Annotated in this window: 20 protein-coding genes; 5 read left to right on the top strand and 15 right to left on the bottom strand. The window is 72.2% G+C overall.

Annotation, left to right across the window (positions count from 1 at the left end):
* The 6 genes from Voc01_RS20475 to Voc01_RS20450 form a co-directional block, all read right to left on the bottom strand.
* The coding region (locus tag Voc01_RS20475) for a phosphoribosyltransferase domain-containing protein (protein ID WP_203929088.1) at positions 1-264 on the bottom strand (264 nt) is incomplete at its 3' end.
* Positions 261-1,406, bottom strand: a complete 1,146-nt coding sequence (locus Voc01_RS20470) for an HpcH/HpaI aldolase/citrate lyase family protein (RefSeq protein WP_203929087.1) — start codon at positions 1,404-1,406, stop codon at positions 261-263. The genes Voc01_RS20470 and Voc01_RS20475, both read right to left, overlap by 4 nt.
* 292 nt (positions 1,407-1,698) lie before the next feature.
* Positions 1,699-2,910 carry a DUF475 domain-containing protein gene (locus tag Voc01_RS20465; RefSeq protein ID WP_203929086.1) on the bottom strand — a complete coding sequence of 404 codons (1,212 nt, stop codon included), beginning with the start codon at positions 2,908-2,910 and terminating at the stop codon, positions 1,699-1,701.
* Positions 2,911-3,031: 121 nt separating this feature from the next.
* Positions 3,032-3,607, bottom strand: a complete 576-nt coding sequence (locus Voc01_RS20460; protein WP_203929085.1) for a TerD family protein — start codon at positions 3,605-3,607, stop codon at positions 3,032-3,034.
* A 179-nt stretch (positions 3,608-3,786) separates the two neighbouring features.
* Positions 3,787-4,230, bottom strand: a complete 444-nt coding sequence (locus tag Voc01_RS20455) for a hypothetical protein (protein ID WP_203929084.1) — start codon at positions 4,228-4,230, stop codon at positions 3,787-3,789.
* Between the two features lie 149 nt (positions 4,231-4,379).
* The gene (locus Voc01_RS20450; protein ID WP_203929083.1) at positions 4,380-5,792 is read right to left on the bottom strand and encodes an aldehyde dehydrogenase family protein; all 1,413 of its coding nucleotides are present in this window, start codon (positions 5,790-5,792) and stop codon (positions 4,380-4,382) included.
* A 133-nt stretch (positions 5,793-5,925) separates the two neighbouring features.
* Here Voc01_RS20450 and Voc01_RS20445 point away from each other — a divergent pair, with 133 nt between their 5' ends.
* From Voc01_RS20445 to Voc01_RS20435, 3 genes are all read left to right on the top strand, one after another.
* Positions 5,926-7,170, top strand: coding sequence for an EAL and HDOD domain-containing protein (locus Voc01_RS20445; protein WP_203929082.1), 1,245 nt, complete (start codon positions 5,926-5,928; stop codon positions 7,168-7,170).
* Between the two features lie 162 nt (positions 7,171-7,332).
* Positions 7,333-8,091: a CAP domain-containing protein gene (locus tag Voc01_RS20440; protein WP_203929081.1), complete on the top strand. Its 759-nt coding sequence runs from the start codon at positions 7,333-7,335 to the stop codon at positions 8,089-8,091.
* 195 nt (positions 8,092-8,286) lie between these two features.
* The gene (locus Voc01_RS20435) at positions 8,287-8,490 is read left to right on the top strand and encodes a hypothetical protein (protein ID WP_203929080.1); all 204 of its coding nucleotides are present in this window, start codon (positions 8,287-8,289) and stop codon (positions 8,488-8,490) included.
* Positions 8,491-8,560: 70 nt separating this feature from the next.
* Here the strand turns inward: Voc01_RS20435 and Voc01_RS20430 are convergent, their stop codons facing one another.
* The 5 genes from Voc01_RS20430 to Voc01_RS20410 form a co-directional block, all read right to left on the bottom strand.
* Complete coding sequence (locus Voc01_RS20430) at positions 8,561-9,073, bottom strand: GNAT family N-acetyltransferase (RefSeq protein WP_203929079.1); 513 nt, start codon at positions 9,071-9,073, stop codon at positions 8,561-8,563.
* 85 nt (positions 9,074-9,158) lie between these two features.
* On the bottom strand, positions 9,159-11,867 hold the full coding sequence (locus Voc01_RS20425; protein WP_203929078.1) for a putative bifunctional diguanylate cyclase/phosphodiesterase: 2,709 nt from the start codon (positions 11,865-11,867) through the stop codon (positions 9,159-9,161).
* A gap of 113 nt (positions 11,868-11,980) precedes the next feature.
* Positions 11,981-12,850 carry a S1 family peptidase gene (locus Voc01_RS20420; RefSeq protein ID WP_203929077.1) on the bottom strand — a complete coding sequence of 290 codons (870 nt, stop codon included), beginning with the start codon at positions 12,848-12,850 and terminating at the stop codon, positions 11,981-11,983.
* Positions 12,851-13,092: 242 nt separating this feature from the next.
* Positions 13,093-13,770 (bottom strand): EcsC family protein, encoded by a 678-nt coding sequence (locus tag Voc01_RS20415; RefSeq protein WP_239160346.1) that lies wholly within the window; start codon positions 13,768-13,770, stop codon positions 13,093-13,095.
* A 450-nt stretch (positions 13,771-14,220) separates the two neighbouring features.
* A complete protein-coding gene (locus Voc01_RS20410; RefSeq protein WP_203929076.1) occupies positions 14,221-14,553 on the bottom strand; it encodes an STAS domain-containing protein in 333 nt (110 codons plus the stop codon).
* 202 nt (positions 14,554-14,755) lie between these two features.
* Here Voc01_RS20410 and Voc01_RS20405 point away from each other — a divergent pair, with 202 nt between their 5' ends.
* Positions 14,756-16,054 (top strand): PP2C family protein-serine/threonine phosphatase, encoded by a 1,299-nt coding sequence (locus Voc01_RS20405; protein WP_203929075.1) that lies wholly within the window; start codon positions 14,756-14,758, stop codon positions 16,052-16,054.
* Entirely contained in the window at positions 16,051-17,049 is a 999-nt protein-coding gene (locus Voc01_RS20400) for a cobalamin B12-binding domain-containing protein (protein WP_203929074.1), read from the top strand. Before Voc01_RS20405 ends, Voc01_RS20400 begins: the two co-directional genes overlap by 4 nt.
* On the opposite strand, the gene Voc01_RS20395 is transcribed toward Voc01_RS20400, so the two are convergent.
* The 4 genes from Voc01_RS20395 to Voc01_RS20380 form a co-directional block, all read right to left on the bottom strand.
* On the bottom strand, positions 16,931-18,214 hold the full coding sequence (locus Voc01_RS20395) for an MFS transporter (RefSeq protein WP_203929073.1): 1,284 nt from the start codon (positions 18,212-18,214) through the stop codon (positions 16,931-16,933). The genes Voc01_RS20400 and Voc01_RS20395 overlap by 119 nt on opposite strands.
* Before the next feature lie 68 nt (positions 18,215-18,282).
* Entirely contained in the window at positions 18,283-18,486 is a 204-nt protein-coding gene (locus tag Voc01_RS20390; protein WP_203929072.1) for a cold-shock protein, read from the bottom strand.
* A 1,030-nt stretch (positions 18,487-19,516) separates the two neighbouring features.
* On the bottom strand, positions 19,517-19,909 hold the full coding sequence (locus Voc01_RS20385; RefSeq protein ID WP_203929071.1) for an SCO5389 family protein: 393 nt from the start codon (positions 19,907-19,909) through the stop codon (positions 19,517-19,519).
* Positions 19,900-20,880 (bottom strand): ATP-binding protein, encoded by a 981-nt coding sequence (locus Voc01_RS20380; protein ID WP_203929070.1) that lies wholly within the window; start codon positions 20,878-20,880, stop codon positions 19,900-19,902. The genes Voc01_RS20385 and Voc01_RS20380 overlap by 10 nt, the downstream gene beginning before the upstream one ends.
* Positions 20,881-20,891: the final 11 nt, after the last annotated feature.

Below are 20,891 nucleotides of genomic sequence, written 5' to 3'. Positions count from 1 at the left end.
GCTCCTCAGTCCAGGCGCCGCCGGCCCGGGACCACCCAGCGCGGCGGCGGCCTTGTCGCCGAGCAGCCGGGCCGACGCGTAGACCAGCCGCGGGTCGGTGGGGATGTGCTTGCCGAGCACCTTCGACACGACCAGGTGGGCACGCTTGGGGTTGCGCCGCACCGCGAGGCCGGCGAGATCGTCCAGCCGCAGGTCGGCGCCCGGCGGGTCGACGAGCCTCACGTCGAGGTGCTCGCCGACCCATCGGGCCAAGTCGTCGGTCACGCCACCAGCTCCCGGTCCACGGACGCGTCGAGGAAGTCGACGAATGTCACGCCCTCGGCCGCCACCCCGAACAGCTGGGCCCGCAGCAGCGTGAGCTTGGCCCACGCGAAGTGCGGCCGGACCTCGTTCATCTTGTTGGCGTACGCGCTGCGCAGCACGCCGCCGGCGCCGTTGGCGTCGGCCGCGATCACCACCGCGTCGCTGTACTCCTCGTGGCTCACCACGCTCAGCGCGTGCACCGCGGCGGCGTGGCTCGGATGGATGATCGTCTTGCCCGTCAGCCCGTTCGCGCGATCGAGGAGGATCTCCCGGATCAGCCCGTCGAGCGCGTCGCGCACCAGCTTGCGCCGGAGGATACGGCCGTTGGGGTCGTGGTCGGCGAACGGGCTCTCCCGCAGCAGCGGCTTGAGCACCCGCTCGCCACCGGTGAAGTACTCCCACACCGGGCCGGAGATCACGTAGCCACCGCGGTCGCGGCGGGCCATCACGTTGATGATGTCGGTGAGCGTGGTCGAGATCAGGCCGAGGTCCCACGCGGTGAGCTCCGCCGGCCGGCGCAGGCCGTACCAGCCGCAGAGATCGGTGACGCCGACGCGCACGGCCAGCACCCGGTCCTTGAACTGGTCGAGCAGGTGGCGGATCTGCACCAGCGTCGGCAGCCGCGTCTCGGCGTGCGCGATCTCGGGCGTCTCCATCACCGGCATCGCGTACACCGGCAGGGCCGTGGCCGCCGCGATGTCGTGCACGGCCTGCACGCCGGCCCGACCCGACTCGTCGGGCCGGAACTTGGGCAGCACGAACCCGCTGACGACACGCATCGCGTCGCCGAGCCGTTCGGCCATGCGGTAGATCTGGTCAGGGTGGCGCACCCGGATGAACATCAGGGGGCCGTCGGGTTCCTCGTCGGCGAACCTGCGGAGCTGGTGGGCGAGGTTGACCTCGGCGTCGTCGACCTCGTCGTCGCGGATCGCGTCTTCGAGGCAGCACACGAGGCTCATCAGGCCGTCGCGGTGGCACCGCGCGAGATCGGCGGCCAGGGTGGGCCGGATGGCCGGCGCGTACAGGGTGGCGCCCAACGCGACGGCGAGCAGGTCCGGCGGACTGTTCCGGGTGAAATCGGCGGGGATCCGATGGAACAGCATCGCTGCCTGCGATTCGGGCAACTGCTGGAAGTGGCGCATCGGCGACCTCGTCTTGGTGAAGAAGGTGGCGCGTGCGTGGCACCCGGAGCCAGCGGCGCCGGGAGCCCGCCGAACGCCTCGGTCGGGGTGTGGTGCACGCCGCCTTTCGTCTCTGCCGGAGGGGTCCGGACGTCCTTGCCGAGGTCTATGTCGGCTGCTTCGGCGCACGATAGCGCGTCAACCTTGATACCCCGTAAATATCTTGGACTCCCGGACGTGTCGCCCGGGAGTCCAAGATTTTTCGGTTCGTCGACTAGACCTTGGCCAGCTCTCGGTCTTCGTCGTCGTCTGTGTCGGCGCTCACCTGACCGGCCGCCACCTTCTTGTTACGCCGGACCGAACTCCAGAGCGACGCACCGATGAACGCCACACCGATGAGGCCGGTGACAACCTCGGGGATGTGCCACTTCATCGTGAGCACCAGGATCACGGCCAGGGCACCGATGGCCCAGTGCGCGCCGTGCTCCAGGTAGACGTAGTTGTCGAGCGTGCCCCGGTTGACCAGGTAGACCGTGATCGACCGGACGTACATGGCGCCGACGCCGAGGCCGATCGCGATGACGAACGGGTCGAGCGTGATCGCGAACGCGCCGACCACACCGTCGAAGCTGAACGAGGCGTCGAGCACTTCCAGGTAGAGGAACAGGAAGAACGCCGCGCGCCCGGTGGCCACCGCGAGCTGCCCCGCGGCCCGTCCGGGAGAGATCTGACCCTCGCGAACCTTCTCGGCGTCGGCCGCGACCTCTTTCGCGACCGCCTTGTCCTCGTCTTCCTCCTCGTCGTCCTCCTCCTCGACGGCGAAGAGGTCGCTGAGGCCGTTGACCAGGAGATACGTCAGGAGACCGAGTACGCCGGCCAGCAGTACCCGGGTGCGGTCCTCGTCGGCGGCCAGGAACTCGCCGGCGACGGCGATCACAGTCAGCGCGATGACCACCGAAAGCTGGTCGAGCTTGCCGATCTTCGCCAGCGGGCGCTCCAGCCAGCGCAGCCAGACGAAGTCACGCTCCTCGAAGATGAAGTCGAGGAAGATCATGAGGAGGAAGATGCCACCGAAGGCGGCGATGGTGGGGTGGGCGTCCGTCAACAGGTTGGCGAACCGTTCCTGGTCGGCCTCGCTGCCGAGCGCCAACTCGACGGCCGACCACGGGCTGATGCCCGCGCTCGCGCTGACCAGCAGGAACGGGAAGATCAGCCGCATGCCGAAGACGGCGATCAGGATGCCGACGGTCAGGAAGATCGTCTGCCAGAACTTCGACATCCGGCGCAGGATCGTCGCGTTGATCACCGCGTTGTCGAACGAGAACGAGATCTCGAGGATGCACAGGATCGCGACGAGGAAGAGGGCGGTGAACCCGGCGGCCATGGCCCCCTGGTCGTGCGGGTGACCGGTGCCGTACCAGAACCCGCCCGCGAGACCGGCGACGGTCACCACGAAGGACCAGAAGAACGTACGTATAAAGGACAAGAGGGCCTTCCCTAGCGGCTCGGTGCCCTGACGTGGGACGCCATCCGCACTACACACGAAATGGCGGCGTCGTGTGCCGGGCTCTCACCCGGCGCACGACGCGAATCCACGACAGAAAACCTCAGACGTTGACACCGTAGTCGAGAGCGATGCCACGCAGGCCGGAAGCGTAGCCCTGGCCGATGGCCCGGAACTTCCACTCGGCCTGGTTGCGGTACAGCTCACCGAAGACCATCGCGGTCTCGGTGGAGGCGTCCTCGGTGAGGTCGAACCGGGCGAGCTCGTTGTCGTCGGCCGAGTTCACCACGCGGATGAAGGCGTTCGACACCTGACCGAAGGACTGGTTGCGGGTCTCCGCGTCGTAGATGGAGACCGTGAAGACGACCTTGTCGGCCTCCGGAGGAAGGCCGGCGAGGTTCACCTTGACCTGCTCGTCGTCGCCCTCGCCGGAACCGGTGAGGTTGTCGCCCTGGTGCTCGACGGCGCCGTCGGGGGAGCGCAGGTTGTTGAAGAAGACGAAGTGTGAATCAGAGATGACCTTGCCGGAGGCGTTGCAGATGATCGCGCTCGCGTCGAGGTCGAAGTCGGCGCCGGTCGTGGTGCGAACGTCCCAACCAAGACCGATCGTGACCGCGGTCAGGTTCGGTGCAGCCTTGGTGAGGCTGACGTTGCCACCCTTGCTGAGGCTGACTCCCACGTTGAGATCCTCCATACGTTGCGTCTAGCGGCGGGGCACCTCGGGGGCCTACCCCGCAAATGGCTGGGCACGCGAGCTGATCATGGAGAATGGCCCGGCGCCACTGTGCAGTGTGCCAGGTCCGGACCAGATCGGTGACCCGGTGTGGGGTGTCGTGGGACAACGCCTGGGACCGGTGCTCAGTGGACCTCGACGGGCGCGTGCCGGGTCAGGGTCGGCGCCTCACGGCGAAAGTACGCATTCGCCGCGGGACGGTACATGTAGACCAGGGCGGCGACCACCGCCGCGACGTGCGCGAGCACGCTGGCGGCCACCAGGAGCGAGGTCAGGCCGCCGGGCTCGGCGCCGATCAGGCGCGCGATCGTGGGCGACGCGGCGGCGTCGCCGGTGAGCCACCACCAGGCGCCGACGGCGAGCCACGGGGTGGTGCCGAGTCCGAAGACGATCGTGAGCGTGTGCCGGGCCCAGTTGCGGCCGGCCGCCATGCGGATCGTGAGCACCGTGGCCAGCGCCAGCGCCACGAACCGGATGCCGTCACGGCCCGCGACCAGTCCCAGCCCGGCCTCCAGCACCACCAGGGCGGTGAGCCAGAGCAGCAGGGCGGCGCGGATCTCCGGGGGCATCGTGGGCTCCGATCTCCAGCGGGACGTCGACGCTTCTCACTCTGCGCGTCGTCCGCGGGAAAGTCGGGCCCGTAAGCCCCCGAGTTGGAGGTAGTGCTATCTCTACCCCGCCACTCATGTGCCCGCTACCGCGGGAGCCCGAGGCGGGCCTAGAGCTGGAGTGACTTGTACTCCAGGAACTCGCCCAGCCCGTGTGCGCCGAACTCCCGCCCGATGCCGGAGCGCTTGAAGCCGCCGAACGGCGCCAGCGGGTTGAACCGGCCGCCGTTGATGTCGATCTGGCCGGCCTTCATGCGCCGGGCGAACGCCACCGCCGTCTCCTCGTCGGGCCCGAACACGCCGCCGGCGAGGCCGTACGGGGTGCCGTTGGCGATCTCCACCGCCTCGTCGACGTCGCCGTACGGGAGGACCACGAGCACCGGTCCGAAGATCTCCTCCTGCGCCACGGTGGCGTCGGGCCGCACGTCTGCCAGCACCGTCGCCTGCACGTAGAAGCCCTCCTCGCGGGGCGCGTCCGTGCCGCCGGCGACGACCGTGGCGCCCTCGCGCACGCCGGTCTGGATGTAGCCGCGGACCCGCTCGCGCTGCTTCGCGTTCACAAGCGGGCCGAGCCGGGTCTTCGCGTCGCGCGGATCGCCGCAGGTGTACTTCGCGGCGGCGGCCGCGGCGAGCTCGACGGCCTCGGTGTACCGGTCGGCGGGGACCAGCATGCGCGTCCACGCGCTGCACGTCTGGCCCGAGTTGAGGAACGCGTTCGCGACGCCCTTGGCGACGGGACCGCCGAGATCGGTACCCGGCAGGATCACGTTCGCCGACTTGCCGCCCAGCTCCAGCGCCACCCGCTTGATCTGCCCGGCGCACAGCTCACCGACCCGCTCGCCGATCGCGGTCGACCCGGTGAACGAGACCATCGACACCCCGGGGTGGCGCACCAGCGCCTCACCGGCGACCGGGCCGGTGCCCGGAACGAGGTTGAACACGCCCGGCGGCAGCCCGGCCGCGTGGGCGGCGTCGGCCAGCACGTACGCGATCAGCGGAGTGTCCTCGGCCGGCTTGAGCACCACCGGGCAGCCGGCCGCCAGCGCGGCCGCCACCTTGGCGACGGCCTGGTGCAGCGGGTAGTTCCAGGGCGTGATCGCGCCCACGACGCCGACCGGCTCGGCGAACACCCGCGAGTTGCCGACGCGCTCCTCGAACTCGTACTCGGCGAGCAGCTTGACGTAGGAGTCGAGCACGCTCAGCGGCAGCCCGACGTGCACCCGCTCCGCGAGCGTCACGGGCGCGCCGAGCTCGCGGACGACCGTGTCGACGGCCTCGTCCCGGCGGGCGGCGAGCGCGTCGCGGAGCGCGGCCAGGTGCTCGGCCCGCTTCTCGGGCGGGGTGGCCGCCCACTCGTCGGCGGCGTTCTGGGCCGACTCGACCGCGGCGTCGACGTCGGCCGGGCCGGCGGCCGGAACACTGGCGACGACCCGCTCGGTGGCGGGGTTGAGCACCTCGATGCGCTCGCCGGCGTCGGCGTCGACCCACCCTCCGTCGACATAGATCGACTCGTGTACGCGCACCGCTGCCTCCCGGTCCCCTCAAAGCCCCTGAAAGGCCACGCTATCCAAGCCCGGAGCACCGGGCCAGGGAGACGGGCGGCGCAGGATCTCACACCGGGCAAGCGCTCAGAGGGTCGATCCGGGTGCCGATCAGGTGTCCGTGACGACCGCACCACCGACCCGTGCGATCCACGTGGGCCGCCAGCCCGTCTACGACCGGTTCGGGGACGTGGTCGGGTACGAACTGCTGTTCCGGAGCAGCGCCGACGCGGTCTCGGCCACGAGCCGCAACGCGTTCGCGACCAGCCAGGTCATCGTCAGCGCGTTCACCGAGTTCGGGTTGGGCCAGCTCGTCGGCGACCGGCCGTGCTTCGTCAACCTCACCAGGGAGTTCCTGGTCGGAGACCTGCCGGTGCCGTTCGACCCGGGTCAGACGGTGCTCGAGGTGCTCGAGACGGTCACGGTGGACGACAAGGTCTACGCCGGCGTGCGCGACCTGGTCGAGCGCGGGTACACGATCGCGCTCGACGACTTCCGGCTCGACGAGACGGGCGTCCGGCTCCTGCCGATGGCCACGTACGTCAAGCTCGACATGGTCGACAACGACACGGAGACGCTCACGTCGACGGTCGGCCGGCTGCGCGGGCAGCCCGGGCTGACGCTGGTCGCCGAGCGCATCGAGAGCGAGGAGCGGCTGGCCCTGGCGTTCGAGCTGGGCTTCGAGCTGTTCCAGGGGCACGTGCTCGGGCGGGCGCACGTGATCAGCGGTCGCGGGCTGTCGCCGTCGGCCATCCGCCGGCTCGACCTGCTCACCACGCTCACGGCCAACGAGATCGACCTGCGCAAGGTGGTCGCGCTGGTGACGACCGACCCGGCGCTGAGCTTCCGGCTGCTGCGCGCCACCAACAGCGCCGCGTCCGGGCTGCGGCAGAAGGTCGGGTCGATCCGGGACGCGATCGTGCTGCTCGGCCTGCACCGGGTGCGCGAGTGGGTGGCGCTGATGGTGGTCAGCGACGTGAGCGAGGCGACCGAGGACCAGCTCGCCGCGGTGCTGATCCGGGCCCGGCTGTGCCAGACCGTCGCCGAGCACCTCGACCTGCCGCCGGAGTCGGGGTTCACGGTGGGCCTGCTGTCGGGGGTGGCCGACCTGATCGATCAGTCGATCGCCGAGGTCGCGCACCACCTGCCGCTGACCGCCGACGTCGCGGCCGCGCTCATCCGAGGGGAGGGACGCCTGGGCGAGGTGCTCGCCACGGTGCACTCGTACGAACGGGTGGACCTCGGCGCGCTGGGACAGGCGCCGGTGGACTCCGGTGAGCTGGCGCAGGCGTACCTGTCGGCGCTGGGCTGGTCGACCCAGACTCTGACGTCACTTGGCGACAACCGGCGCATATCGTGATAATTATTCCGCAATGATGGGTTCGTGACGGGGCAGATCACAGGGCAGATCACAGGGCAGATCACAGGGCAGATCACAGGGAATGAAGCTCGCTTGAGGCCATCCTTAAGAACGGGTTTGGTCTCGCGTTTGCGGCGGCACCGGCCGCTACCGTCGACCGCGATGATCGCGTCCCATCGTGCGTCCGACCCTGCCCTGCGCCCCGCCGGCGGCTTCCCCGTCGTGCGCGTCGCGCTGGCAGCGGCGCTCGCCCTCGCCCTCTTCGGTGGCGCCGCGTACGGCGGCAGCCGGCTGCTCGCGTCCAACGACAGGGCCGGTGGCAACGCCGCGGTCGCGGGCGACGTCCCACCGCCGGCGGCCGCGCCCGGCGGCGACGAGGAGACCGCTGGCACGTTCCCCACCGACTCGGCCTCGCCGGCCGCGTCGTCGACGCCTCCGGTGGCCTCGTCGACCGCTCCGACGAGCAAGGCGCCCACGAGCACGACGAAGAAGCCGACCCAGACCGGTGCCGCGAACGGCGGTGGCAACACCGAGTCGTCCGGGCCCAAGGCCGAAGTGCTGCGGATCGTCAACCAGGAGCGGGCGAAGGCCGGCTGCGGCCCGCTGACCGCCAGCAACCAGCTCGCCAACGCCGCTCAAGGGCACTCGGCCGACATGGCGGCCAACGACTACTTCTCCCACACCAGCCGCAACGGCGACCAGATGGCCGACCGGGTCGACGCCGCCGGCTACAAGTGGCGGTCGCTCGGCGAGAACATCGCCAAGGGTCAGCAGACGCCCGCGTCGGTGATGCAGGCCTGGATGAACAGCTCCGGCCACCGGGCCAACATCCTGAACTGCGGCTTCCGCAACATCGGCGTCGGGCTCGCGTTCGACGGCAACAGCCCGGTGTGGACCCAGAACTTCGGCACGCCCAGGTAGCGGTAATCCGCTAGGCAGCGGGTCCCGGCATGGGTTACCGTGACCGTGTGATCATCTGAACGCCGTTTCGCGCCCGAGTTCCGTCCGCCGCGTAAGCGTTCGTTGCTGTCCTCCCACACCCCGGTCGAGGATCTGCTGGCCGCGCAGCGGCGGTCCATCCGTCTCACGCAGACCGCAATGCCACCGGAGGCCCGTATGCCAGCGAACCCGTCCAGCTCTGACACGCCCAACGAGGCCGAGGCGCCGGCCGAACCCATGTCGCGCGCCGAGCGTCGCGCCGCCGCCCGTGGCAAGACCGTGCCGTCCGACGCTCCGGCGTGGACGACCGGCAAGGTCGGTGGCGCGCGGGGCAACCAGTCGACCCGGCGCAGCTACTCGAACCGTCGCAGCGGCGGCTGACCGCTCGAAGAGAACGGGCCTCCCCACGTCGTGGGGAGGCCCGTTGTCATGTCAGGCACGTCAGGGCAGGTCAGTGGTCGAGGACCTTGGTCATGATCGTCGTCGGGTAGAGGACGCCGTCGGTGCCGGCGGCGTAGTCGGGGATCACCGCGGCCTCGCCGTAGCCGCGCTTGCCGTAGATGGCCTCCGCCTCACCGCCGGTGCGGGTGTTGAGGATGAGCAGCCACCGGCCCAGCCGGGCGGCCTCCTCCTCGGCCGCGGCGAGGAGCCGGCCGCCGACGCCCCGGCCGCGGGCGTGGCGGTGCACCATCAGCTTCACGATCTCGGCCCGGTGCCGGCCGTTGTCCTGCCACGGCAGCACCAGTTGCACGGTGCCGACCGGCTCGCCGCCGTCGTCGACGGCGACCCAGGTGATGACGTCCGGGCCGGCCAGGGTCCGGGACCACCACCGGGCGGCCTCGGCCCACGCCGGTGGCGCGACGAACCCCACGCTGGCACCGCTGTCGACGCTGTCGCGCAGTACCTCGATGAGACCCGGGAGCAGGGATTCGTGCTCGGCCGGCGTCACGATGCGGATCTGCATCCGGTCATACTGCCCAAGTGCGGCAGGCCCGGCGGCCTGGCGCGGCCGCCTGAGGAAATGGTCACAGCGAGTGTTAACCCGCGCGTTACAAACGGCGGGCGCGGTGCTCGTCGAGGTAGGCCTCGACACGTTCGGCGTGCGCCGGCGCACCGAGGAGATTGCCCTGGCCGGTGACGCAGCCGGCCGAGCGCAGCGTCGCCAGGTCGGTCTCCGTCTCGACGCCCACCGCAGCCACCTCGAAGCCGAGCCGGTTGCCCAGCGTGATGACGACGTCGACCAGGGCCGACGACGGCTCGGCGAACAGCGACCGGTCGACCTTGACCAGGTCGACCGGCAGGTGGGGGAGCTGGGCGAGGCCGAGCGACCCCGACCCGAAGTGGTCGAGTGCCACCCGGACACCCAGGTCGCGCAGCGCCGCGATCGGCCGCGGGCTCTCGTCGGGCGTGCGCTGGTGCGGCAGGACCGCGGTCGTCGGGACGTCGCGGGCCGCGACCTCCATGATCAGCCGGTCGGCCGGGACGCCCGTCCGGGTCAGCGCGTCGTCGACGATCGCCGGCAGATCGTCGTCCTTGAGCCGCCACGGCGACATGTTGACCGCCACGGTGAGGTCGTGGCCCTCGCGCCGCCACCGCGCCAGCTGGCGGCAGGCGCGGCGCAGCACCCGGGTGTCGAGCTCGTCTACGCAGCCCAGCTCCTCGGCGGCGGCCACCACCTCCAGCGGCGGCACCAGCCCGATGTCGGGCAGCCGCCAGCGCAGCAGCGCCTCGACGGCCACCGGCAGCTTCGTCTTCAGGTCGATCACCGGCTGGTAGACCAGGTCGAACGCGCCGGCGCGGATCGCCGACGCGAGCGTCTGCTCGATCGTGGCCCGCCGGCGCAGCGCGGCGGCCAGCCCTTCGTCGTAGCCCTCCACGCGACCCGGGCCGCGGGCGTGTGCCCGGTCGGCGGCGGTGGCCGCGTGCCACAACGCGAGGTCGGGCTCCACCGGACCGTGCAGGTCGGCCACCCCGGCACAGGCGGTGACCCGGGCCGGGCCGCAGCTCAGCTCGTAGGGCTCGGCGACCGCCTCGACGAACCGGCCGGCCCGCGGGTACGCGCGCAGCGCCGAGCAGCCGGTGAGCACCGCGAAACGCTGGCCGGAGAGGCGGGCGACCACGTCGTCGGCGTCGGCGTCGGCCCTGATCCGCTCGGCGGCCCGCACGAGCACCGCGTCGCCGGCGGCGGTGCCGTACAGCTCGTTGACCCCGGCGACGCCGTGCAGGCCGACCACGACGATCGCCGCGCGGCTGCCCGTGGCCAGCCGCGACGCGGTGAGCTCGAGGAGCCGCCGCTCGTTCGGCAGGCCGGTGAGCGGGTCGGTGCGGGTGGCGTCGTCGAGCCGGCGCTGCAGGCCCGCCACGTCGGCGACGTCGCGCACGTGCACCACCAGGGCGCCGACCTCGGGCGCGAAGCGCATGTCGCGGATCACCGAGTCGGTGTCGCGCCAACCGCCGAAGCCGTCACGGAGCCGGGACCGCACCGGTTCGTCGCTGTCGCAGGTGCCGGCGAGCACCGCGGTGAGCCGGTCGGCCACCCCCCGGGCGTCGTCAGTGTGCACCCGGGCGAGGAACGGGCGGTCGAGCACGTCCTGGTCGGAGAGACCGAACAGGCGCGCCGCCGCCGGCGACTGCCAGCGCACGACCAGTTCGGTGTCGAGCACCATCGTCAGGTCGGCGGAGCCCGCCACCAGCGCCTGGAAGCGGGCCTGCTGTTCGCTCAGCCGGGTGGCGTAGCGGCGCACGTCGAGCGCGCCGAGCGACTCGCGGAGCACCACGACGCCGATGAGCAGGATTCCGACGGTCCCGGCGACCCGGTCGAACGGTCCGACGGTCACCGCGTGGTAGGCGGCGGCGCCGACCGCCGCCGCCACCGGCACCGCGAGCAGCGGGTGCGCCGCGAGCCCACCCCGGTACGGGGCCGCGGCGCCGCCGGCGGGCGCGGTCGTCGCGCGGCTCGCGCCGAAGATCATGAAGGGGGGACCGGAGACGAGCGCCACGCCCGCCGCGAGCAACCAGCCCGGACCCTGGCGCCCGAGCGCCGGCAGCGCCATGCCGACGACCGCGAGGGCCGCTCCGGCGGCGCAGACCATGGCCAGCGGCCGGTGCTGGGCCGCCCGCAGCCCGGTGATCACGGTGACCGCCAGCGCCACGCTGACGGTCAGCCCGACCAGCACCTGCGCACCCGACGGGACTCCCCGGCCGGCCGGCGCGAGCACGAGCAGCCACGTGACCAGGAAGACCGCGGTGCCGATGCCGGCGCCGTCGAGCCCGTGCCGCAGCCGGGCGCCGACCGTCGGCGCCGCGCCGGGCAGCAGGAGCAGGCCGGTCGCGTAGGAGGTGGCCGCTGTCGCGGTCCCCATCTGCAGTGCGATCGTGGCCGCCGACGGACCGGACACCGCCGCGAGCACCCCGGCCACGGCGGTGGTCGCGGCCGCGACCGCGGTGCCCAGCCCGAGATAGCCGGCGCCCCGGCACGGCCCGAACGAGTGCGCCCGGGCATGGATGCGCAGCGACAGCCTGATCAGCACGAACGCCGACACGCCGGTGCCGACGGTGGCGACCACGGTCGCGATGACCACCGCGACAGTGAGCGATAACAGGCCACCGACGACGGCCGCCACGGTGAGCCCGGCCGCGAACGCGCCCAACGCCGGCTTCGGCGCCGCCACGGTCTGCTCGACCATCGACCGCGCCAGCCCGCGCATCCGCGCCGCGACCCGCTCGGGGCCGGCTCGGTGGCGGCGGTTCGGCGGCAAGGGCGCATCCCGACGGGCGTAGGGACCAGGGACTACGAGCCTAACGAGAAATCTCTATCCATGGTGACGGGCCGGGCTCCTGTCGGAACCCGGCCCGTCGTGATGGTGATTGATCAGGTGACCTGCACGCCGTAGCGGCTGAGCACCTCGGTCACCGGCTGGAAGTAGGTGGTTCCGCCGGTGGTGCAGTTGCCGCTGCCGCCGGAGGTCAGACCGTAGGCGATGCCGTTGTTGGAGTAGAGCGGGCCGCCGCTGTCGCCCGGCTGGGCGCAGATGTTGGTGCGGATGAGGCCGCTCACCGAGCCCTGTGCGTAGTTCACGGTGGCGTTGAGGCCGGTCACCTGGCCGCAGCGGGTGCCGGTGGTGCTGCCGCGACGGCAGAGCTGCTGACCGACCGTCGGGTTGCCGGCGCCGGTGATGTTCAGCGAGCCGACGTTGCCGGGCTTGGCGATGCTGGTGTTGGTGTAGCGCACGATGCCGTAGTCGTTGCCCGGGAAGCTGGTGCCGTACCGGGTGCCGAGCGTCGTGCTGCCGTTGGTCCAGGTGGCCCCGGCGTTGGTGCAGTGGCCGGCGGTCACGAAGTAGTCGGTCGATCCGCCGCGCACGTTGAAGCCCAGCGAGCAGCGCGAACCACCGGTGTAGATGGCGTCGCCGCCGCTGATGAACAGGTCGATCTTCGTGGAGACCTTGTTGACCTTGACGGCCTTACCGTGCTTCGAGGCGACGGCGACGACCTGCTGGAGCTGGGCACCGGTGACGGTCGGGTCGACGTCGACGATGACCTGGCCGCTGGCGGCGTCGGTCGACCACGCGGTGCCGGCGATCCGTGCCGACGTCTCGAGGTCTGCCGTCGCCGCGTCGAGCTGGGCGAGGGTGCTGGGAGCGGCGAACGCTCCGGTCGGTGCCATGAGCACCATGCCGGCGGCGATTCCCGCGGCGGCCAGGCCGGTTGCGGCCCGGCGGACGGACCTGGTGAGTCCCATCCGTACCTCCACTTGGGGGGACTGGGGCCGGCCGGTCGGCAGACCCTCAGATTGACCGGAGTCGATTGGAATCGAGGGTCTTCCGAAGATTCGGAAGTCGACACCGGTCTATTCCCGGATTCTTGGAGACGCGGGATGACAGGGCAAGTACCGATTTTCGCTCGCGGTGTCACAAACGCCGTTTGCGCGGGTGAAATGTACGGTTTTGCGGGCAAGTAAGCGCGGACAATATGGCCGAACTGCTATGACTGCTGCGGACCCGCCGGAAGCTCGAACGGGTTGTAGCCGGCCCTGCGGTAGCGCTCGACGGTCTTCTTCGCGAGATCTTTCGTGGCGCTCGAATTCGCCCACGTTCCCAGAATGATCGCGGCGCCCGGAACCATCTTCGCGAACATCTTCTTCGCCGCCCGCATGCCCGCCATTTGCGCAAGTTTCCAGCCGAGCTGCAGGAAAACCTGCGACATTTGCGGCGGCGGCCCCTTGCGCTGGAAAAGCTTCCCGGCGTCCTCGTGCCCGCGCGCCACCGCGAGGGCGGTTCGCGCCGTCTGGGTGTACTTGTGCACGTTCTGCAGCACCAGAAGATCGGTCGCCCGCTCCGGGTCGACCGGGTCGACGTCGTACGCGGCCGCGATGTGCAGCACCATGCGCGCCTGCGTCCAGGCCAGCACGCCGATGTCGATCACCGCGCCGGGCAGCCCGGTGGCACCGGCCGCCGCCCCCGACAACCGCGCGAACGTGGTGAACCGCCGGACCGCGATCTGGGCCACGGTGTCGTTGGGGATGCCGGGGTAGCGGGCGCGGGTGCGCTCGACCCAGGCGGCGGCCTGCGGGCCGAGGGCGCGGACCGCTTCGAGGGCGAGGTGCTCGGGCGCGTACTCGGGGTCGGCCTTCATCCGCTGCCAGAGACCGGCGGGGGGCAGCTCGGTCTCGTCGTCGGCCGCGCCGTCCCAGGCGTCGGGCCCGTCCGTGGGGACGGTGCCGTTCGGCGGCGGCTCGTACTGCCCGGCCGCGGGAGCCGTCGGCCAGACCGGCGCACCGGGCTGCCCGGGCTGCTGGGCCCGGCCCGCATCCGGTCCCGAAGCGACGGGACCAACGGGCGGTGCCGACGGGGGTGCCGACGGTTCCGATGACGCTGGCGGTGCTGCTGGCGGTGCTGCTGGCGCTGACGACGGGGCCGACGGCGGTGCGGCCGGGGCCGACGGCCAGACCGGGGCCGCCGGGGCCGCCGGGGCCGCCGGTGGTGCCTCCTGCGTGGCGTTCGGACCAGCACCGGAGGACGGGGCGGCGGCCTGCGTCGAATCAGCGTCCATGCGCACCAACGGTACTTGCCCCGGGCATGCCCACCTCGAAACGTCCGCGCGGGCGGCGGGTCAGGCGGCGGGGTGGAACGGGAGGATCTGGTCGAGGCCGGTGATCTCGAAGGCCTTGGCCACCTGGGGGGCCGGCGCGATGATCGTCAGCCGGCGGCCGGTCGCGGCCACGCGCTGGTTGATGCGGATCAGGGCCGAGAGGCCGCTGGAGTCGATGAAGCTCAGTGCGCTCAGGTCGATGATCAGGCTCTCATCGGAGGCGACCAGGTGGGGCTCGACGCCGGCGAGCAGCCGTGGAGCGGTCTCCAGGTCGAGATCGCCGGTGACCCGTAACACTGTGTGTTCGGGCTGGCGGTCGACCACGAGCTCCCAGAACGCCTCGTCGTCGGTCAACAGTCCGCCCTCCGTCCGACGCCTTGTGCCCCTGTAGTGTGCGTGAGCTTCCCGGATCGCTCAACCGACGCACCCCGCCGTTCGTTTGACGTGCGGCAAAGACCCGGCAAGACTAGCGATGTAGCACCGGGCGTGCAGAGATCCCCCACAGGTTCGAAGCCACTTCGAAGCAACGCAGAGCGAACCGCACGGGAGGTGAGCCGTGACCGAGGTCCGTACCGACGCCGTCCGTGACCCGTTCTCCGCGCTCGCCGAAGCCGAGGAGCGCGCCGCGTTCCTGGCCGCCGCCGCCCGGCAGGTCTCCGGCAGCCTCGACCTCACCCAGACCCGCCGGCAGGGCCTGCGCACGGTCGTGCCGCGGCTGGCCGACTGGGCGCAGCTGCTCCTCGTCGACGGGTCCAGCTCCGCGAAGGTCATGTACCTGCGGGCGGGCGACGCGCACCCGGTGGAGGCGGTCGTCACGGCGCCGCGGCCCACGCTCAGCGGCACCGGCCGGGTGCTGGCCACGGGGCGCAGCGAACTCCTGCACGTCAACCACGAGCACGCCGGCTCCGACGGGCTGTCGGCGCTCGTGCCCGATCCGGAGATCCGGAGACAGGCCAACGAACTGCGGCCGGCCGACGTGCTCGGCGTCGCGCTGACCGCGCGGGGGTCCACGTTCGGCACGCTCACACTCGTGCGCCGGGCCGGCAGCGGGTTCCTGCCCGACGACGTCCGGCTCGCCGAGGAGCTGGCCGCCCACCTGGCGCTGGCGCTCGACGCCGCCCGCCGGTACAGCGAGCGGTCGGCGGTGGCGAGCGTCCTGCAGGCCAGCCTGCGCCCACCGGAGCTGCCGATCATCCCGGGCGTCCGGCTGGCCGCGCGGTACCGGCCGGCCGACGCCGAGGTCGACATCGGCGGCGACTTCTACGACGTCTGGCACACCGGCACCGGCTGGTCGGTGGTGCTCGGAGACGTGTCCGGCAAGGGCGTCGCCGCGGCGGTCGTCACCGGGCAGGCCCGGCACACCGTGCGCGGCGCGGCCCACCTCGACCCGCGGCCGGGGCCGGTCCTCGACGCGCTGAACAGCCAGCTCGTCGCGTCGCAGGCGGGGCGGTTCGTCACAGCCGTGTACGCGCACGCGACCCCGCACCCCGACGGCGGCTGGTGGCTCGACGTGGGTTCGGCCGGGCACCCCGCGCCGCTGCTGCTGCGCCCCGACGGCACCGTCGAGCCGCTGCCCGTCAAGGGGCTGCTCGCCGGCGTGGTCGCCGGCACCGTGTACACGCCGCTGCGGGTCCACCTGGCGCCGCACGACACGCTGCTGCTCTACACCGACGGCGTCACCGAGGCCGGCCGCGACAGCGTCAGCGGCCTCAACCGGCTGCTGCGGCTCGCCACCGGTTACCTCAAGGCGCCGGTCGACGCGCTGGTCGAGGCCGTCGAGATGGATGCCGTCGAGCGGTCCGGCCCGCGCCGTCGCGACGATCTCGCGATCGTCGCGCTGCGGGCGTCGGCGTGACGCTCGCCGGCGTCGGCGCGACCCTGACCACCTTCCTCGACGCCCTGGGAGCCGGTGACGAGGACGCCGCGGTCGCCGTGGCCCATGCGGAGGTCGACGCCGGTGGCGACCCGGTACAGACGATGTTCGACCTCGTGGTGCCCGCCCAGCGCGAGGTCGGCCGGCGGTGGGCCGTCGGCGACTGGACCGTCGCGCAGGAGCACGCGGCAACCGCGGTCAGCGAGGCGGTGGTGGCGGCCCTGGCCGCCCGGGCGGAGTGGCCGCCGCCGACGCGGGGTCACGTCGTCGTCGCCTGCGCAGAGCGGGAGTGGCACAGCCTGCCCGCCCGGATGGTGACCCACGCGCTGCGGGCCGCCGGCTGGCGCGCCACGTACCTGGGCGCGAGCACGCCGCCCGGCCAGCTGGCCCGGTACCTCGACGAGACCGGCGCCGACGCGGTCGCGATCAGCTGCTCGGTCGTGAAGGCGCTGCCGGCGGCCCGCCGCATGATCGAGGCGGTGCGCGAGTCGGGCCGTCCGGTGCTCGCCGGCGGACCCGCGTTCGGCGCCGACGCGCGGCGCGCGCTGGCCCTGGGCGCCACCGCGTGGGCCGCGGACGCGCAGTCGGCGGTGGCCGAGCTCGAGCGGATCACGCCCGGCACCGGCCCATGCGAGCCGCTGCGCCACGCCGGCGCCGACGAGCACCTGGAGATCATGCTGCGGTTCGCCGACTTCCGCCGCGGGGCGCTCGACCGCTGGCGTCAGGGCGCGGCCGTACCGGTCAGCGGAGAGCTGGCCGAGGACCTCGCCGAACACGCCCTGCACGCGCTCGCCGCGAGCCTCCTCGCCGACGACCGCACCGTGCTCCTCGACGCCGACCGGTGGCTCGTCGACCTGTTCACCGCTCGGGGCCACGATCCGCTTCTGGCGCCGCGGTTGTGGCGGGCGGTACGTGAGACGGTGGGGGAGCTGCTGCCGCAGGCCCGGGCCGACCTGGCGGTCGTGGCTCGCGGATAGTCTCCACCACCGGCCGGGTCACCAGCGCCGCGGCGACCGCGGGCACGGTCAGCACGAGCACGGTCGACGGCCAGCCGGCCACGTCGGCGCCGGCGCCGACCAGCACCGACGCCAGCGTCGACGCCCCGAACATCGTGGTGTTCTGCAGGCCGAGGTACGCGCCCACGCGTCCCGTCGGTGCCATCTCCCCGGCCGCGACGAACACCAGGCCGTTCCAGCAGACCGCGACCACCCCGGTTGCGACCAGCACCGCGCCGACCACCGCGCCCTCGGCGGTGAGCACCGGCACCAGCACCGCGAACGCCGCCGCCGTCGCGTACGCGATCAGCCGGAACGGCCGCAGGCGGCTACCGACCCGGTCGGACCACCAGCCCACCAGCACCCGCGCGCCGGCGCCCGCGACCTGCGTGACGGCCAGCAGCGCCGCCGCCGTGGCCGGCGCGTACCCCGCGCGGTCGTGCAGCAGCTCGACCCCGAAACCGGTGACGACGACCTGCGGCAGCACGAACAGCGAACCGGCGGCGCAGACCCGCATGAACGACCCGTTCCGCAGCATGTCGACGACGCGGGTGCGACCGGCAGCGCCGGCCGTGCTCACGCGGTCCGGTGGCTCTCTGATCCAGACGGCGACCGCGACCGCCGTGACCACCTCGAGCCCGGCGACCGCCCACAGCGCGGCGCGCGAGCCGCCACGCGCGGCGAGCGTCGGCAGCGTGGCGGCGGCGAGCGCGCCGCCGATCGGCACCGCGCTCTGCCGGACGGCCATCGCCAACCCGCGGCCGCGGGCCGGGAACCAGCTCAGCACCGCCCGGCCGCTGGCCGAGTTGACCCCGGCGACCGCCGCGCCGGCCGCGACCAGCGCGAGGAACACCACCGGCAGCGGACCCAGGACCGGGACCACCGCGAGGACGGCCGCGCACCCGCCCAGCGCCAGCACCATCACCGGACGCTCGCCGAACCGGTCGGTGGCCTGGCCCCACCGCACGAGCGTCAGAACCAGCCCGAGCAGCGGCGCGGCCAGGAGCAGGCCCAGGCCGGTGAGGCTCAGCCCGTAGTCGGCCCGCAGCGCCGGTGCGATCGTGGCGAGACCGAGGTAGAAGGCCGCCGCCGAGCCCTGCGCACCCGCGCCGACGACCAGGATGACCCACCGGTACCTGCTCGCCATCGGGCCAGCCTTCCCATGAGACGGCAAACGCCCGGCCCCCGAGGGGGCCGGGCGTCTACTCGTTCAGATCAGACCGCGCGGATGTTGGCGGCCTGCGGCCCCCGCTGGCCCTGCGTGACCTCGAACTCGACCCGCTGGTTCTCGTTGAGGCTACGGAATCCCTGCGCGGCGATTGCGGAGTAGTGGGCGAACACGTCGGCGCCGCCACCATCGGGGGTGATGAAGCCGTACCCCTTCTCCGCGTTGAACCACTTCACCGTGCCGAAAGCCATGTCTTCTCCTTGCCAAGGCTGCGGGGCAGGCACCTTACCGACCCCATGCTGCGGGTGATCACCTTTAGCCGGAAGACCGGCAACGCAAGTAGCGCCTGAGGACAAAGCTCCTCAGGCGCTACCAAAGCATCTGGAAAACCAAAATCCGCAACGTGGGGAACCGTAGCACATCCGCTGGTGGAGCGGGGTTCAGGTTCGGGTTTGGTGCGTCGGGCGTGTCGATCGGTGCCGCTGCCCTGAGGCCTGCCCCGGACGGGGTCAGGCACCCATGGCGAACAGCGCCGCGATCATCAGCCCGACCATGGCCAGGAGCAACAGCAGCGCGCCGCGCTCGCTGTCGACCCGCCGGGTCCGGGTGGTGACGTCCTGGGTGCTCATCGCTGTCGCTCCTTGCGTTGCGTCCTGGTGTTGACATTCACGCTACGGGCGTCGTTGCCCCAGGTAATCCCGGCTTTGTGCCACAGCCGTACCCGCTACCTCGAGGGGTGAAACGCCCGGACATCGGCGGCGACGAGTGTGCCGCCCGGGCGCAGTTCCGCAGCCGCGCCGACGTGGGCGCGCTCGGACGGCCGGGAGGATATGCGGCTGCGGCGTCACTGCGCGTTGCGATACGACCTGTCTGTGCCGGTGTCAGGTGTCTGTTGATCGCTGTTCGAGGAACGGAACCGCAGTGTGACTACGCGTTCGTTCCTCGAACGGCGATCAAGCCGGCCGGCACAGACCTGTTGAGCGGATCCACGACGACGGACAGTGGCGGCGACGCCGGGCCGAGCCGGAATGCCGGCTTGGCCGGCTGCCGGCCGCTGCTTGCACGCATCGACCGGCGGTGCATGGCGGCCACAACTGCAAGGTCGACGAGCGGGTCGCGCTCACGCGGCCGGCAGCGGTGCGGCGAGGTCCGCGACGTGACAAGGCGCTACGAGGACGAGGAGGGCCAGCCGTGGGTGGGGATCCCTTGCCACGGCTGGCCCTCGCCTGCACGAAGTCGCACGAAGTCGAACGAAGTCGAACGAAGTCGACGGTGCGGAAGCTAGCAGTCGACGAGTTCCGGCGACTGGTTCAGCAGCTGCGCCCGCGGGCTCGTGAACGTGCGGTAGCGGTCGCCGTCGACGGCGGACGGGTGGAACGCGGCCACCCGGTGGCAGTTCTGGAACGCCAGCCGCACGCCGAAGTGGCGCTCCAGCCCGCCCCGGATCGCGTCGCTGGCCAGCGCGCGCAGCAACTGCCCGCGCTCGGCCTCCGACGGCGGTGGGGTCTGGTGGTCGGCCATCTCGGTGCCGCCGCTGTGCAGCCGGCCGGCGACGTCGGAGACCACCGACCACGCGTAGGGCAGCGAGGTGCGCACGCACTCGACGAACTCGGCGTCGGTGACCTCGTCGCGGACGGCGGCGTCGAGCAGGGTCGCGGGAACGGTCAGGGACATGCTTCCTCCAGGATGGGGATGACGAAGTCGGGATCGATCTGGGTGGTCAGGTCGGTGCCGGCGCGGTCGTTGGCCCACGCCGTGGCGTTGCGCGCGTGGAACTCGGCGGCCAGCCGGCTGTACCGCGCGGGGTCGCGCGGCGCCGCGTCGGCGGCGGCGATCAGCACGTCCAGGCCGTCTCTGGTCGCCCTTTCCAGGTGCTCTATGGGACGGGTCTCCGCGCGCTCGGCCGCCCGGACGAACCCCGACATGCCGAAGGCGACGAGCGGCTCGGTGCCCAGCGCCGCCCGGAGGAAGTCGAGGTCGGCGGGCTCGGTGACCTTGTTGGCGACCGGGTGCACGGTGACGCCGTAGTCGCGGGCTCCCTCGCGGGCATAGCCGACGTACTGCCGGTACACGCTCGCGCCCCGCACGGTCGGCTCGCTGACACAGAACGTCACGTCGAACCGGGTGAACAGGCCGGAGGCGAACGAGTCCGCGCCGGCGGTCATGTCCACCACCACGTACTCGCCCGGCCCGTCGACCAGGTGGTTGAGCAGCAGCTCCACCGCGCCGACCTTGCTGTGGTAGCAGGCGACGCCCAGGTCGTCCGACTGGAACGGGCCGGTGGCCGCGAGCCGCACGCCGCCGATCTCGCGGACGCAGGCCGCGTAGACCGGGTTGTCGCCGGTGACGCGCAGCAGCCGCGACCCGCGCCCCGGCGGTGTGGTCTTGACCATCTCGGCGGCCGACGCGATGCGCGGGTTGTCGCCGCGCAGGTACTCCTTGATGAGGTCGAGGTGGCCGCCCAGCGGCGGCGGCTCGTCGGCCTGTCCGCCTTCCTGCGGCCGGCCCAGCGCGGCGGCCAGGTGCTGGTTGATGTCGGCGTCGATGGCGAGTACCGGCCGTCCGCGCGCGGCCAGGTGCCTGGCGAGGAGGGCGGCGAGCGTCGTCTTGCCGCTCCCGCCCTTGCCGACGAAGGCGATCTTCATCCATTCCCCTT

The sequence above is a fragment of the Virgisporangium ochraceum genome (assembly GCF_016863655.1).
In the GTDB taxonomy this organism is placed as follows: domain Bacteria; phylum Actinomycetota; class Actinomycetes; order Mycobacteriales; family Micromonosporaceae; genus Virgisporangium; species Virgisporangium ochraceum.
Note: the sequence above shows the minus strand (reverse complement) of the source record. Positions and strands in the feature narration are given on the sequence as shown.

Coding starts and splice junctions, on each gene's coding strand:
- Voc01_RS20390 (WP_203929072.1), bottom strand. CDS start 18,486: ATGGCTTTCGGCACGGTGAAGTGGTTCAACGCGGAGAAGGGGTACGGC.
- Voc01_RS20435 (WP_203929080.1), top strand. CDS start 8,287: ATGCCAGCGAACCCGTCCAGCTCTGACACGCCCAACGAGGCCGAGGCG.
- Voc01_RS20470 (WP_203929087.1), bottom strand. CDS start 1,406: ATGCTGTTCCATCGGATCCCCGCCGATTTCACCCGGAACAGTCCGCCG.
- Voc01_RS20380 (WP_203929070.1), bottom strand. CDS start 20,880: ATGAAGATCGCCTTCGTCGGCAAGGGCGGGAGCGGCAAGACGACGCTC.
- Voc01_RS20420 (WP_203929077.1), bottom strand. CDS start 12,850: ATGGGACTCACCAGGTCCGTCCGCCGGGCCGCAACCGGCCTGGCCGCC.
- Voc01_RS20395 (WP_203929073.1), bottom strand. CDS start 18,214: ATGGCGAGCAGGTACCGGTGGGTCATCCTGGTCGTCGGCGCGGGTGCG.
- Voc01_RS20430 (WP_203929079.1), bottom strand. CDS start 9,073: ATGCAGATCCGCATCGTGACGCCGGCCGAGCACGAATCCCTGCTCCCG.
- Voc01_RS20455 (WP_203929084.1), bottom strand. CDS start 4,230: ATGCCCCCGGAGATCCGCGCCGCCCTGCTGCTCTGGCTCACCGCCCTG.
- Voc01_RS20385 (WP_203929071.1), bottom strand. CDS start 19,909: ATGTCCCTGACCGTTCCCGCGACCCTGCTCGACGCCGCCGTCCGCGAC.
- Voc01_RS20440 (WP_203929081.1), top strand. CDS start 7,333: ATGATCGCGTCCCATCGTGCGTCCGACCCTGCCCTGCGCCCCGCCGGC.